At 68.7% G+C, this 14,778-nt stretch carries 7 protein-coding genes and 2 pseudogenes; 3 read left to right on the forward strand and 6 right to left on the reverse strand.

Annotated elements, in window-relative coordinates; translation table 11 throughout:
- Positions 1–53: 53 nt before the first annotated feature.
- Positions 54–3,392: a YhdP family protein gene (locus GGD82_RS06775; protein WP_150063135.1), complete on the forward strand. Its 3,339-nt coding sequence runs from the start codon at positions 54–56 to the stop codon at positions 3,390–3,392.
- Between the two features lie 648 nt (positions 3,393–4,040).
- On the forward strand, positions 4,041–6,344 hold the full coding sequence (locus GGD82_RS06780; protein WP_150063136.1) for a methyl-accepting chemotaxis protein: 2,304 nt from the start codon (positions 4,041–4,043) through the stop codon (positions 6,342–6,344).
- Between the two features lie 111 nt (positions 6,345–6,455).
- Here the strand turns inward: GGD82_RS06780 and GGD82_RS21015 are convergent.
- The 4 genes and pseudogenes from GGD82_RS21015 to bchI form a co-directional block, all read right to left on the reverse strand.
- Positions 6,456–6,599 (reverse strand): annotated as a pseudogene (locus GGD82_RS21015) (IS5/IS1182 family transposase); the annotation flags it as partial.
- 259 nt (positions 6,600–6,858) lie between these two features.
- Positions 6,859–7,755, reverse strand: coding sequence for an alpha/beta fold hydrolase BchO (bchO, locus tag GGD82_RS06785; protein ID WP_150063137.1), 897 nt, complete (start codon positions 7,753–7,755; stop codon positions 6,859–6,861).
- A 29-nt stretch (positions 7,756–7,784) separates the two neighbouring features.
- Positions 7,785–9,656: a magnesium chelatase subunit D gene (locus GGD82_RS06790; protein ID WP_150063138.1), complete on the reverse strand. Its 1,872-nt coding sequence runs from the start codon at positions 9,654–9,656 to the stop codon at positions 7,785–7,787.
- A gap of 1 nt (position 9,657) precedes the next feature.
- Entirely contained in the window at positions 9,658–10,689 is a 1,032-nt protein-coding gene (gene bchI / locus GGD82_RS06795) for a magnesium chelatase ATPase subunit I (protein WP_150063139.1), read from the reverse strand.
- A gap of 776 nt (positions 10,690–11,465) precedes the next feature.
- Between bchI and leuA the strand changes: the two are divergent.
- Positions 11,466–13,127, forward strand: a pseudogene (gene leuA / locus GGD82_RS06800) (2-isopropylmalate synthase); the annotation flags it as partial.
- Between the two features lie 132 nt (positions 13,128–13,259).
- Here the strand turns inward: leuA and GGD82_RS06805 are convergent.
- Together GGD82_RS06805 and GGD82_RS06810 are read right to left on the reverse strand one after the other, a co-directional pair.
- Positions 13,260–13,529 carry a hypothetical protein gene (locus tag GGD82_RS06805; protein WP_150063141.1) on the reverse strand — a complete coding sequence of 90 codons (270 nt, stop codon included), beginning with the start codon at positions 13,527–13,529 and terminating at the stop codon, positions 13,260–13,262.
- Positions 13,530–13,609: 80 nt separating this feature from the next.
- The gene (locus GGD82_RS06810) at positions 13,610–14,776 is read right to left on the reverse strand and encodes an MFS transporter (RefSeq protein ID WP_150063142.1); all 1,167 of its coding nucleotides are present in this window, start codon (positions 14,774–14,776) and stop codon (positions 13,610–13,612) included.
- Between the last annotated feature and the right edge of the window lie 2 nt (positions 14,777–14,778).

The following is a 14,778-nucleotide window of genomic DNA, read 5'->3' on the forward strand; positions in this document are numbered from 1 at the left end:
GTGGGGTGCGCACACTCAAACAGATCACACTCAAACTGATAAAGGGAGGGCGGGTGTCCGGACGGACCATGCACCGCGTGCTGGGGGGCCTCGGCGCCGGGGTGGGGGCTTTGGTGCTGCTGTTCGTGGTCGGTGCGTGGCTGGCTACGCGCGGGCCATTGAGCGTGCCCTTTCTCGTGCCCCTGATCGAACAGGAACTGACGGCCGCCGTCGAAGACGCGGGCCTCGACCTCGACGTGACGGTGGGCGAGGCGGTTGTCCTGTGGCGCGGCATCGAGCGCGGCCTGGATGTCCGGCTGCATGCGGTGCAGTTGGGGTCGGCGGAAAAAGGGGCCCCGGCCGAGGTCGGGACGGTCGAGGCCGCGCTGGATGGGCGCGCGCTGCTGGAGGGGACCGTCCATCTGTCCGGGCTGGCGTTGGTCGGCTCCACCGTGCGGGTGATCCGTACCCCGGAGGGCACGGTCCAGCTTGCGTCCGGCCCTGGGCCGGCGGCTCTGGCGGGCGTCTCGCCGCCGGCAACCGAGGACGGGACGGAAGAGGGGGCCGCGCCGGGGGGCGCTGGCCTGTCGCCGGACGTGATCGTGAACGCCTGGGGGCGGCTCGCCGATTTGGGGCTGGCGTTGCGCAACGCGCGGCTGGTGTTCGATGACCGGATGACGGATCAGGTCTGGCTGGCGACCATCGGCCATCTGACCGCGACGCGGGACGGTGAAGCGGCGTTGATCGTGGAGACGTCGGTGCGGGTGCAGACGCGCCCCGCCGAGGCCTCCGAAACGGCGCCACATGAGGACCCGTATGAGGACGGGGCGGGGCCGTCCCTGGATCTGGCGCTGCGGCACGAGATGACCAGCGGAACCGCGTCCGGCCTTGTGGCGCTGCACGACATCAATCCGTCGCGGGACCTGGCGCCTTTGGCCGCCGTTGCCGATGTGCCGGCGTTGGCCGGTTGGGATCAGCACCTCGAAGGCACCGTTACGCTGGATATCGCGTTCGAGGGTGACGCGCCCGAAACCTGGTTCCGGTTCGCGAGCCTTTCCGTGGTGGGTGGGGCCGGCAGCGTGACCGCCCCGCCGCCCGTGGATCGTCCCTATGCCCTGGATGACCTTACCGTTGAGGCGACGTTGGACCGTGCTCCGGAGAGCGGGCGCCTGACCCTGACCGTGGAGCAGGGGCACATCGGTCTGGACGGCGTCGCACTGGCCGCGACGGGCGCGTTGACGGTGGATCCCGGTGGGCCGGCCGTGGGTTATGCGGACCTATCGACCTCGACGGTGACCGTTCCCGTGGTGGAGCGGCTGTGGCCGGGCTCCCTCGCGCATGGGGCCATCGAGTGGATCGGACACAATCTGTCGGACGGCGTGGTCGTAGGGACCCAGATGCGCGCCACGCTGGCGGGGGGCTCCCTCGCGGATCTGACGCTGACCGATCTGAGCGGCGATGCCGGCCTCTTTGGCATGACGGTGAACTATCTGGACGGCCTGCCGCCGGCCACCGATGCGCACGGGCGCTTGCGGTTCGGCCTTGAGACGGTGGAGGTCGACGTCTCCGGCGGCGGCGTTGGCGCCGTGCGCGTGACTGATGGCCACGCTGTGTTCTCGGATTTCGACGCCGATGTGGAACGGGCGGACCTGACGTTCGATATCGTCGGGCCGCTGGCGGATGCCCTGGCGCTGATCGACCACGAGCCGCTGGGGTATGCGTCCAAGGTTGGGATCGATCCGGCCAGCTTGCGCGGCGACGCCAAGGCCACCTTGACCCTGGGGATGCCGCTGCTGAAGGATTTGCCCCTGGAAGACCTGGAGATCGGGGTTGAGGCCTCGGCCGAGGGCGTTGGTGTTCCCGAGGTGCTTCTGAACCAGGATCTGTCGGCCGGTGACCTGGATCTGAGCCTGACCCAGGACGGCATGGATGTGAACGGAACCGCCCGGCTGGGGCCGGTGCCGGTCCGCCTGACATGGCGCGAGAACTTCACGGATGGCGCGCCGTTCGACCGGCGTTACCGGGTCAAGGCCCGCGTGGATGCGGCCGGGCGGAAGGCATTCGGTCTGCATGGCGTGCCGTTCCAGCCCCCCTGGCTTGATGGCCCGGTCGAGGCGGTCGCGACCTACACCGAGGCGGAGGGCAAGCCCGGGCGCCTGACGGCGGACCTTGATCTGACCCCGGCGTCGCTGTCGGTCGGGCCGCTGGGCTGGAGCAAGCCGGCGGGTGTGGCCGGCCGGGCGGCGGTGAAGGGTACATTCTCAGACGACGCGATGGTCATCGACTTCGATGTAACCAGTCCGGCCGGGGCTACCGTGGCGGGACAGGCTCGCCTGAACGGGGAGGGCGGGCTGCGCGACATCACGGTCGATCCCATCCGCCTCGGGGCCGATACGGACGCCCGGGCATTGGTGCGGGCCGAGACCGACCCGGAGAGGGTGATCCGGGTCACCGTGGCCGGGCGGTCCGTCGATCTTCGCGCGGCCCTGGGGGGCGATGATGCGCGACCGGCCGAGGAGGCGGACCCCGGACCCGACGCCGAGGCTGGGGGCGGGGCGCTGCGGACTCTGGAGCCGGGCGCGGCGGCGGACAGCGGCACCGCGCTCGATCTGGCGTTGGCTGTTGAGCGAGTTCGCATGACGGACACCATTGCTTTGACGGACGTGAATGCGACCGCGATCCGCGATGCGGCCGGTCACTGGCGCAGCGGCGACGTGGATGCGCGTATCGGCGGCGGGCCGGAGATCGTCGTGCACCTCACGCCCGAAGGTGCCGGGCTGGCACGCACCCTGACGGCGCGGGCGGGCGACGCCGGCGCGGTTGCCGCGGCGCTCGGTGTCATCGACCAGCTTCGCGGGGGCACGCTGTCCCTGGACGGCACACTGGATGCCGAGGACCGCTTGAGCGGGACGTTGACGATCCGCGACTTTCACTTGGCGGAGGCGCCATTGTTGGCGCGCATCCTGGCGGTGGCCTCGCTGACCGGCATTCTGGACGAGTTGCAGGGCGATGGCTTGTCGCTGTCCCGCCTGGTGGCTCCGTTCACCTACGCGGACTCCCTCCTGACCCTGTCCGAGGCCCGCACCAACGGGCCGTCGCTTGGCCTGACCGCCAACGGCACGATCAACATCGACACGGGTCGGCTGGACCTGACCGGTGTGGTGGTACCGGCCTATGTCGTGAACGCGCTGCTGGGCAAGATTCCGGTCGTCGGTGACATCCTGGTCGGGGAGAAAGGGGGCGGTGTGTTTGCCGTCGGGTATGGGGCGACCGGGACGCTGGACGACCCGGACGTTTCGGTGAATCCGCTGACGGTGCTGACACCCGGGGCTCTGCGCGGGGTGTTCGGCGATGGAACGAGCGACGGGGACGATGGGCCGGTGACCATGCCGAGCGTCGGCCCCCCGGATTGAGTGGTCCGGCGGATGCAATCGTCATGTTTCATATCAAGCAAAAGATTTGAGGACAAAGACCTTATGTGCTCGCTCGAAGAACACGGAGTGCGTGCGCTTATTATTTATTGAAGTGGAAATGCACCTATCATACCATCGTTGATCGAGAGGAGGGGGCGCCGAGGCATCATCAAAGGAGGATGACCTCTTGCCTAGTCTGTGCCCCGGGGGTTTGCAACGCGCGGCTGCGGCCGTGCGCGCCGTGAGGCGATGTTGCGCCGCAACGTTTTGGGGAGTCCCCAGCCCTCTTGTCATCCATCGTGATACTCACTCTCTGCGCTGGCGGCACCCATCCGCGACGTTCAGGAGGACTGTGCCGAGGGCCGACGTACTGGCAGCGGGCTGGGCGGCGTCCGGTCGTCTGCGGCCGGCGGCCGCTAACGTGTCGCGGTCGACGCCGCCCGTCCGGGGGGCGCGGTGCAGTCCGGAGGTCTTCACGGGCCGGTCCGGCAGAAGGGCAAGCCCACGCCGCGCCGAGCGAAAACAGAGCACGGGACTTAAAGCGCCCGCGCGGCTTTGCCCTTTGCGCTCTCTGTAAATAAAAATTCCGTCAAATAGTAAAGACGAGTCCGATCGAGTCCTGTGTCGTGGCCGGAAAGGGGTTTTATCATGAGCTTTTTTAATTCGATCAAAATTGGTGTAAGGATTACGATCGGGTTTGTCATTGTTCTGGCCCTTCTGGCTGTAATTTGCTCTATTTCCTATTTTTATCTTCGGGGTGCGGACTCCAATCTGACGGAATACCGCCAACTGGCCCGTCTGGCCAATCAGGTCGGCAATGTTCAGGCCGCCATGCTGCAGACGCAACTTGCGGTGAAGGATTTCGTGATCCAAGGAGAGTTGGAGTACGCGCCGCTTGTTGAAGACGCCGCGAAAGAAACCCTTACGGCGATCCGACGGGCCTTGGAGTTGGCCGAGGCTGACGCCCGCATCGAGGATTTGCGGGGCCTGGAGTCCCAACTCGACAACTACATCACCGCCTTTGGCCAGATCGTCACCCACCAGCAGGATCGGAACCGGATGTTCGACCAACTCCGCGATCTCGGTCCGGCGGTCGAGCAGCCGTTGACCCAGGTGATGGTGCGCGCCAACGAGGATGAGAACGCCAAGGCGGCCTATCTGGCCGGGCTGACCCTTCGGCATCTGCTGCTCGGACGGCTGCAGGTGTCGGTCTATCTGGTGAGCAACGGTTCGGAGGCTTATGAGGGCGCGGTCGAAGAGATCGGTCGCATGCAAGCCCAGGCCGATGTCATGGAGGCGGCTCTGACGGACCCGCAACTCCTGGCTTTGGCACGCGAGGCACAGACTCAAGGATACGAGTATGCCAAGGCGTTCGATGCCATCCACGTCGCCATTTCCGAGCGTAACGATCTGATCGAGAAGGTCCTCGACAATGTCGGTCCCTTGGTCTCGCAGCAGGTACAAAGGCTCAAGGCCGGTATTCAGGCGCGTCAGGACGAATTGGGCCCGGCCGCCAAGCGCGATATCGACACCGCGGTGGTCACCTCTCTGGTCGTCGGGCTCATCGCCCTGTTTATCGGGATCATCGCGGCCTGGGTGATTGGGGGCGGCATTTCGCGGCCCATCAAGCGGATGACCGACGCGATGCTGAACCTCGCCAAGGGGGATACGGCGATTGAGGTTCCGGCCCACGGTCAACGCGACGAGATCGGCCAGATGGCCGAGGCCCTGACCGTCCTGCGCTCGGCGGCGCAGGAGCGGGACCGGCTGCGGGCTGAGCAGGCGACGGCCGAGCAGGAGGCCGAGGAGGAACGGCGCGTGGCGTTGCGTACCATGGCCGACAACGTCGAATCCTCGTCCCGGACGGCGTTGGAGTCCGTGGAGACGCTGGCGAATACCATGCACGCCGACTCGCGGCGTCTCAGCGCGGCGTCACAACAGGTGTCGGAACATGCGTCAACGGTTTCGGCCGCCGCCGAGGAAGCCCAGGCCAACGCCCAGACGGTGGCGGCTGCTGCGGAGCAACTGAGTGCGTCGATCGCCGAGATCGGGCGTCAGGTCGAGCAGTCCCGGACCATCGCCAACACCGCCGTGGACAAGGCCGAGGCGACCCAGAGCGTCGTCAATCATCTCGGGGATGTCGGGAGCCGTATCGGCGAGGTGGTCAAGCTGATCGGGGAGATCGCCGAACAGACCAACCTTTTGGCGTTGAACGCCACCATTGAGGCGGCCCGCGCGGGCGAGGCCGGTCGCGGCTTTGCCGTCGTGGCCAACGAGGTCAAGTCGCTGGCGCAGCAGACCGCCCGGTCGACCAACGACATCGCCCAACGGGTCGGCGAGATCCAGACCGTGTCCAAGGAGGCGGCGGCGGCCATCGACGCGGTATCGACGACGATCCGCGAGATGGACACCATCACCACCACCGTGGCCGGGGCGGTGGATCAGCAGCGCAGCGCGACGCAGGAAATCGTGGCGTCGATTCAGGAAAGCGCTGCGGCAACCCGCGAGGTGTCCAGTTTGATCGCCAAGGTGAATGAGCAGTCACAGGTGACCATGACGTCGTCGCGGACCGTGGAGGAGTACGCCAGTTCGCTGTTCGGGGCGGTGTCGGACTACGGTCAGACGGTTACCCGCCTCATCCGCTCGTCGACCAGCGATGTGGACCGGCGCCTCCACGAACGGTTCGCCATTGAAGCCGAGGTGGTCGCGGACGCCAACGGGGAGCGGATAGCGACCGTTCTCGTCGACGTCTCGCGCGGCGGCGCGCGTATCAAGCCGGTGGACAACGTGCACAAGGGCGACGCCCTGACCCTGCTTGTGGGCAGTGTCGGCGCCCGTTGGCACGGTCGTGCAATCAACATCACCCGCGCCGGGATCCACATTCAGTTCGATACGGAGCAGGATATCGATATCGAGCGCCTGCGCCGGGCCGGTCGGATGGCGGCGCAGTAACCGGGCGGTGCGATGTCCGGCCCGGCCCCATCATAGGCGGGGGAGAGAGGGGATCGCGCCTTTGGCGGTCGTCGCGCGGTGGGTCTGAGTCTTCGAGAACATCCGCACCGTCCGCCAACCCGATCTCTTGATGCGCACGATGCCCCTGATCACCCGACGGTCATCGACCCTCTCGACACCGCGCGTGTCCGCCGGCACATGCGGGGCCAAGCAAGAAAACCGTTCTTCGGCGAGCCAAAAAGAGCGGTCTGCCATCCCCACGCTGCCAACATCTTGGGGTGGTGACTCCGATTCGGGATCGATTGGAAACCCCTTTGTAGGGCCCGACGCTAAATTGTCACCACACCCTATATCGGCACGTATCCTCTGGGTCGTGGTTCCGATGGCCTGTTCGCGGTGTTCGGCGCGGCCAAGACACCCATTTGTGCCCTGCGGCGTATCGATCAGGTGGTGATCGGCCAGACCAGACATGCTGAACGCCGGGAGGATATGGGCCTGCCGACTCGCTGTGATGTCAGCCCGTCAGCACCCCATGCGCTTGGGCGAGGTCCACGATCAGCGTGGCCAGCACGTCCGGCCGTTCCTCGTGCGCCAGATGCCCCAGGCCGGGCAGCATGCGCACATGGGCGTTGGGCGCGCGCGCCGCGATCATCTCGGCGTCGGCCGGTTTCACGGTGGCGTCGCGCTCGCCCACCACCAGATCCAGCGGCATGTCGAGGCGCGCGACCAAGTCGCGCAGCGCCCGAAGGTCCCAGTTGGCCATCATGGCCAGCGCGCCGCCCACATGCGCCGGTTCCTTGAACAGGCGGCCGTACAGCTCCAGCCCGCGCGCGTCGATCTCCGACCCGGTGTCGCGGATCAGCGTCTCGACCCGGCTCTGGTCCACGGCGCTCCAGGCGAACAGGCGGGGCACAAGGGGGTTCATCAGCAGCAGTTTGGCGAGGCCGGACCACCAGTGCCCGGACGAGCCCTTGAACGGCAGCAACGCGCCGTTGAGGCTGATGATCGCCTTGGGGTGAATGTGCCGGTCCAGCGCCATGCGGATCAGGATCGCCGCGCCCGCCGAATGGCCCACGGCCAGAGCGGGCTTGACCTTCAACTCCCGCAGCAATGCGGCGACCGACCGGCCCATGCCGGGCAGGGTGAAGGAACTGGCCGGCGGGTTGGCGGTGAAGCCGTGGCCGGGCAGGTCGGGCACGATCACCGTGAACCGCTCGGCCAGGCGCGGCAGCAGGTCACGGAAAGAGTGGGTCGAGGCCCCTGTGCCGTGCAGCAGCAGCAGCACCGGCCCCTGGCCCGCCACCTGGACATGCCAACGGAAGCCATGCGCGAGAAGGAACCGGCTGTGCTCCCGGTTGGGCCAGTCGTGGCCCACCGTGTCCCAGTCCGGTCGATGTGCCCGGAAAACCATGCCCCGCCGCTCCCGCTTCGCCATCGCCCCTAGGCGTCCGCCGTCTGGGCGGCGCTGCGCGCGGCCACGGACAGCGCCCGCGCGTCCGCCCGGGGCAGGGGCATGTAGGTCGCCCCCATGCTGTCGGCCAGCGCCTGTGCCTTCGCGGCCGGCCGCAGCGACGTGTCCACCAGCAGGGTCGAAACCCCCATGGCGCGCAGCCCCTCCGCAGCGGCCTTGGCGTCTTCCTCGGCCTTGGCGCGGCCGCCGATGCCCTCGAGCGTCACGTTGGCGCGGCCGTCGGTCAGAATCACGACCGAGGGCGTCTCGCCCCGGGTGCGACAGACCTCCGCCATCATGTGCGCGGCCTCAATGCCGGCGGCGAGCGGTGTGCCACCCCCGCCCGGGAACCCGGCCAGCCGCTTCTTGGCCCGCGCCAGGGAGCGCGTCGGCGGCAGTAGGGCCTCCGCGCCCTTGCCCCGGAAGGCCACCAGGGCGACCTGGTCGCGGCGGGCGTAGCAGTCCGCCAGCAACAGCTCGATGGCACCCTTCGCTTCACCCAGGCGGGCGATGGCCGACGAGCCCGACGCATCCACCACGAAGATGATCGTGGCCTGCGACCGCTTCTTGAAGCGGGTGATGCGGAAGTCGTCCTTGCGCACCAGCACACGCGGCAGCGGGCGGTCATCGCCCCTGTGTTCGGCCCATTGGGCCATCTCGGCACGACGCAGTGGCTGCCAGGGCGCGGCCGAGCGCAGGGTGTCGATCAGCGCCAGACGGGCCCCGGCACGCGGGTCGCCCCGGCGGGAGCCGATCGGCCGGCCCCGGGTGAGCGCCTTACGCTGCTCGCCGGAGCGCCCGAGAATGCCGGTGCGCCGTTTGCGCCCCGCCGCCGCCATCAGGCGGGCGAGCAGATTGGCGGGAATGGCGGCCTGCGCGGCATCGACGATCTGGTCCTCAAGCGGCTTGTCGTCGTCGTCCTGCTGGCGTTCGTCCTCGCCCTCGTCCGGCGGGGGCGGCGGCTCCTCCTCCTCTTGGTCCTCCTCGGGGGGAGGCGGCGGCGGCATTTCGGGGATGCGGGTGGCCCGCGGCGCCAGCACCAGCCGGGCGGCCAGCGTCAGGTCGTCCTGCTCCACCGTGTCGCGGCGATCGAGCGCGGCGGCGGCCCGGGCCACGCGCAGCGCGAACAGGGGCGCGCGCAACGACACGACGCCCATGGCCAGGGCGGCCCCGCACAGGGCCTCCAACGCCCGGTCCTCGATGGTGACGCGGGCCAGTTGGTCGCGCGCGGCCACGATTTCCTCGGGCTCGTGCAGAGGCTCGCCGATGTCGCGCTCACGCAGACCCTCCAGCTCCATATGGAACGCCAGGCGGTCGCGCAACGCCTCCGGCGGTCCCTCGTCGGGCCCGACCGATTCATCCAGCGCCACCACGCCAAAGCGCGTCGGGGTCAGCGCGGCGATGCCGTCGCGCTCCACCCGCACGGCGCCATGGTCCACCGCCATGCCCAGCTTGGCGGCGAAGGCCGGCGTCAGGCGCTCGGCCATGGCCAGCACGATCACGCCGCCGTCGGCCTCCACCAGCAGCCCTTTCTCGGCCACCGGCCGGCCAGCGTGCAGGGTCGCGGCCAGATCCAGGCCGCCCAGCAGGCGCTCGTCCGTCACGTGCAGGGGCACGCGGCGCAACGGCGTGCCCTCGGGCAAAAGGGTGCGGAGCATGTCCAGCCAGGCGTCGCGGGCCGGGCCGGGCAAGGCCTTCAGCAGGGCACCGCCCAGGCCGGCCGGATCGACCGCAACCAGCGCCGCCACCAGGGCGGCGTCGGTCCAGGGGTCGGACACCGGGCCGGCGTCCTCTCGGTCCGCCGCCTGCGGCGCCGGGCCGAGACCGGCCGGGTCGGGTGCGAAGGAGCCCAGGATTTCCATATCAGGCGACCTCGCCCAGCACCTCCGCGACCGCGCGTTCGACACGCACGGTGGAGCCGGATTCGTCCAGCGGGTCGCGGCGCAGGCGGTGGCGCAGCGCCATGGTGGCGACCTTGCGGACGTGGCTCTCGTCGACCTCCACATCGCCCTCCAGCGCGGCCAGCGACCGGGCGGCGCGGATCACGGTCAGCTCGCCGCGCAGGCCGTCGGTGCCCAGGGTCAGGCACAGCTTGGCGACGGTGTTCAACACGGACTCGGGTACTTCGACGTCCTGGACGCGGGCGCGGGCCTCGCGGATGCGCTGGGCCTCGCCGGCTTCGCGCTCGTTCCAGGTGCTAAGGAAGGCCTTGGGGTCACGCTCGAACGCATCGCGGCGCTTCACGACCTCGACGCGGGTTTGCAGTTCCTTCGGCGTGGTGACTTCGACGGCCAGCCCGAAGCGGTCCAGAAGCTGTGGGCGCAGTTCGCCTTCTTCCGGGTTGCCGGAGCCGACCAGCACGAACTTGGCGGGGTGGCGCACGCTCAGGCCCTCGCGCTCCACGACGTTCTCGCCGGAGGCGGCGACGTCGAGCAGCAGGTCCACAAGGTGGTCTTCCAGCAGGTTGACCTCGTCGATGTACAGGAAGCCGCGATGGGCGCGCGCCAGCAGGCCGGGCTCGAACGCCTTTTCACCCTGTGTCAGGGCGCGTTCCAGATCGAGCGCGCCGACCACGCGGTCCTCGGTGGCGCCGAGGGGCAGGTCCACGACGGGCACGGGCGCCTCTTCCACCTCAAGCGGGGTGTCTTCGGCCAGATTGTTCAGCGTGCGGTGGAACGCCTCGTCCCGCACCGGGTCGCTGTTGTAGCGGCACCCCGCAATACGCTGCATGGGGGGCAGCAGGGCGGCCAGCGCGCGCACGGCGGTGGACTTGCCGGTGCCGCGATCGCCGAAGACCATCACGCCGCCCACACCCTGATCGACCGCCGCGATCAGCAGCGCCATCTTCATCTCATCCTGGCCGACGATGGCCGAGAAGGGGAATGCCAAAGCCATGGTCAGCACCCTCCCCGAACGAGGGGCGTGGACGGGGCAAGGCGGGGTGCGGAGAACGAACGGACGGTCATGGGCGAGTGGCTTTCCTTGAACGGCGGGACGAACAGGGCAGCCGGCGCCCGTCCTCGGACCACGGCGGCCGGCTCGGCGCGCGACTATGGCCCCGGGCGGGGTGCGGGTGCAAGGGTGGGTAGGGGCGTTGTCCTGGAATTGACGATTGACGGCGGCGTTACGGCGCGACCGAGGCCGGATGGTGCATCGTTCGGCCGCGAGGGGTGGCGGCTTGGGCCGCGAACGCGGCGCGACTCCGGCGTCCTTTGCGCGAGTGCCGCGCGCGCCCCGCGTCGGTGTCCGGCATCGGGGCCCGGCATTTTCGGCTTGACGGGTCCGGGTGCCTTGCGCATCGTAAGACCCATGATGACCACCTTGCCCCGCAAGACGCTGGCCCTACGCCTGGACCTGTCGCTGGCTCTAACCCGCTAGCGATACCGAGCCCGTGCGCACCGCGCCCGTGGCTCTTCCTTCCAGAGCCGTACCGTCCCGCAAGGTTCCGTCTCATGACTCCCTCCCCATGCATCCCGACCGTGTTGGGTCGTTTGAATGCCCCGCTGACGCTGCGACTAACCGTCGGTCGCCGGCCACCCCGCGCGTGGCCCGCCGGCGACCGTATCGCGGCCACCGCGCCCCTTATGTAGACTGAGACCAATTCGCGCCGCGATCGGCGCCCCTCCTACAGCGCGCCCCATAGTCGCGCCACGACGACCGGAGACAGGACCATGCGTGTCGACCCCACCGTGAAATATAAACCGTTCCAGCCCATCGACCTCCCCGACCGCCGTTGGCCGTCGGCGTCGATCACCGAGGCGCCGATCTGGGCGTCGGTCGATCTGCGCGACGGCAACCAGGCGCTGGTCGAGCCCATGGGCATCGAGCGTAAGGCTCGCATGTACAAGGCCTTGGTCGCGATGGGCTTCAAGGAGATCGAGGTGGGCTTTCCGGCCGCCTCGCAGACCGATTTCGACTTCGCCCGCTACCTCATCGAGCACGACATGGTGCCGGAGGACGTGACCCTTCAGGTGCTCGTGCAGGCGCGCGAGCCGCTGATCCGGCGCACGTTCGAGGCGTTGAAGGGCTGCAAGCGGGCCATCGTGCACGTCTACAACTCCACCTCGACGTTGCAGCGTCGCGTGGTGTTCGGCATGGACCGGCCCGGCATCATCGACATCGCGCGCCAGGGTGCGGAGTTGATCCACACGCTCGCCGACGAGACCGACACCGAGATCGTCTACCAGTACTCGCCGGAGAGCTTCACCGGGACCGAACTCGATTTCGCGGTCGAGATCGTCGAGGCGGTGATGGACGTCTACCAGCCGACCCCGGAGAAGCGGCTGATCGTCAATCTCCCCAGCACGGTGGAAATGGCGACGCCGAACGTCTACGCCGACCAGATCGAGTGGTTCTGCCGCAACGTGAAGAACCGCGACAGCCTCATCATCTCCGTCCATCCGCACAACGACCGGGGCACGGGCGTGGCGGCGACGGAACTCGCGCTCATGGCCGGCGCGGACCGGGTCGAGGGTACGCTGTTCGGCAACGGCGAGCGCACCGGCAACGTGGACGTGGTCACGCTGGCGATGAACATGTTCACCCAGGGCATCCATCCGGGGCTCGACTGCTCCAACATGCCCGAGCTCGTGACCATGGCCGAGTACTGCACACGCCTGCCGATCCATCCGCGCCACCCCTACGCCGGGGAGTTGGTGTTCACGGCCTTCTCCGGCTCGCACCAGGACGCGATCAACAAAGGCCTCCGGGCGCTCCGCCAGTCCAACAGCGGGGTGTGGGAGGTGCCGTACCTGCCCATTGATCCGACCGACGTCGGTCGGTCGTACGAGGCCGTCATCCGCATCAACAGCCAGTCCGGCAAGGGCGGTGTGGCCCATATCCTGGAGCGCGACCATGCGCTTCAGATGCCGCGCCCGCTTCAGGTCGAGTTCTCCGGCGTCGTCCAGCACATCACGGACGAAAGCGAGGGCGAGGTCACGGCCAAGCAGCTTTGGGATATCTTCCAGGGTGAGTATCTGGCCCAAAACCCGGGCGATCTGGCGTTGAAGGAGTATCGCACCGTGCCGGACACCCACGCCAGCGACGTCCGCGTTCTGGACGCCACGCTGGTGGTGAACGGCGAGGAGTGCCGCGTCAGCGGGCGCGGCAATGGGCCGCTGGATGCGTTCGTGGACGGCTTGCGGAATCACCTGGGCATGGGGCTTGAGGTGGTGAACTACTCCGAACACGCCCTCGGGGTCGGCGCCAGCGCGCAGGCCTATGCCTACGTTGAGATGAAGGCCGAAGGGCACGCGCCCATGTTCGGGGTCGGGCGCCACGCCAACATCGTGCAGGCGTCGCTTAACGCCATTCTGTCCGCCGTCAACCGGGTCCGCCGGCTGAACGCGGCGGGGAGCACCGGGGGCGACCGCTCCACCCAGAAGGTGAAAGAGGACGCGCAGAGCGCCCCGACCGCCGCCGCGGAGTAAGAGAGGCAGACGGTCCGTTCGACGTCGTCCGATCGATCAGCGCCCGCCCGGGTTCCGCCCGCGGCGGGCGCGTCTGTGTCGGATGTACAGCACCAACAGCGCCAGGCTGCCCAGCGTGATCGCGGTGGGGAAGAGGGCCACCATCAGCGGCAGGCTCGCCACCGCCATCAGCCCCGCGGCCAGCAGCGCTCCGGCGGGGATCAGCAGCAGCAGGCCGAACAGCACGTTGCAGCCGATGTTGACCGGGTCGACGGTCCGACGTGGGGCCGGCGGATCAGGGGGGGGATCGGGTTGGGGCGCGGTCACGGCTCTCTCATGCAGGCGAGGGGAGGCGATCAGGGAGGGCGATCCTACAGCCTGATCTCCCTTCTCGAAACGCCGCGCCGTCAGGCGGAGAACGTGATGCGATGGCCGGGACGCAGGCGGATCGCGATCAGCCCCATCACGAGGCACAGTCCCGCCATCAGGCCCCAGGCCGGGGTGAGATCGGACAGGGTCTGACGCAACACGCCGGCCAGCAGCGGGAGGACCGCCGCGACCACGTAGCCGCCGCCCTGCACGAATCCGGCGATGGCGCCGGCATCGTTCGCACTCTCTCCATGATCCATGGCCACGATGAGTCCCAGCGGGAACAGGGCGCCGATGCCCAGGCCGGTTAGGATCGCCGACGGCCAGGCGAGGGGGAGCGGGACAACGATGAAGCCCAGGATGCCGACGAGCAGGAAGCCGATGGCGGTGCAGAGGGCCGGGCGGCGATCCACGGTGCGGTTCACCCAAAAGGAGATACCGAGTCCCGCGACCACTTCGGCCAGCGTGACCAAGCCGAGCATCAGGCCCGCCGCCTCGGCGGACCACCCGAGTGCCGTGTAGAACGGCGGCAGCCACGCCAGGACCAGCGTGTACGCGCCGGTTCCAAGGCCGAAGAACGCCATCAGCAGCCAGGCGCGGGGCTGACGCGAAACGGGCCGACGCGGCGCCGCGCCGGTGTTGCTGTCCGCGGCGGTCGTCGCAGCCCACCAGACGAGGCCGCCCATGAGGGCCGGGATCGCCCAGACGCCCAGCGCCGTCGACCAACTGGATGCACCCGCGATCCAGGGGCTCGCCGTCCCCGACAGGAAGGCGCCGCCCATGATCCCGGTCGTATACAGGGCCATCACGGCGGCGGTGCGGGGGCCGGCGCGGTGCCGGATGACGATGGGCAGCAGGGCCTGAACGATCGCAATGCCGATACCGCCGAGGGTGGCGGTGACGAGCAATAGCGTGGCGCTTGGCATATCCCAGCGCAGCACGTTGCTCAGCAGGATCAGCCCGAGGCCGAGGGCAATCCCCTGCCGTTCGCCGAGAAGGGCCTTCACCTTTCCCGTGGCGAGGAGGCAGACCCCCATCAGCGTGATGGGCAGTGTGGTCAGCAGGCTGGCGCCGGCGTCGGTCAGGCCGGTGTCGCGTTGGATGGCGTCGAGCATGGGCCCGATCGCCGCCATCGTCGGTCGCAGATTGAGGCCGACGAGGAGGATGGCGACCGTAAAGAGAACCCGGCCGGAGAGTGTGGACATGG

This window comes from Roseospira marina, from assembly GCF_014197855.1.
GTDB classification, from domain to species: domain Bacteria; phylum Pseudomonadota; class Alphaproteobacteria; order Rhodospirillales; family Rhodospirillaceae; genus Rhodospira; species Rhodospira marina.

Excerpts from the sequence above, each read along its gene's own strand:
- bchI (WP_150063139.1), bottom strand. The coding sequence starts at position 10,689 with ATGGCTTTGGCATTCCCCTTCTCGGCCATCGTCGGCCAGGATGAGATG.
- GGD82_RS06780 (WP_150063136.1), top strand. The coding sequence starts at position 4,041 with ATGAGCTTTTTTAATTCGATCAAAATTGGTGTAAGGATTACGATCGGG.
- GGD82_RS06790 (WP_150063138.1), bottom strand. The coding sequence starts at position 9,656 with ATGGAAATCCTGGGCTCCTTCGCACCCGACCCGGCCGGTCTCGGCCCG.
- GGD82_RS06810 (WP_150063142.1), bottom strand. The coding sequence starts at position 14,776 with ATGTCCACACTCTCCGGCCGGGTTCTCTTTACGGTCGCCATCCTCCTC.
- bchO (WP_150063137.1), bottom strand. The coding sequence starts at position 7,755 with ATGGTTTTCCGGGCACATCGACCGGACTGGGACACGGTGGGCCACGAC.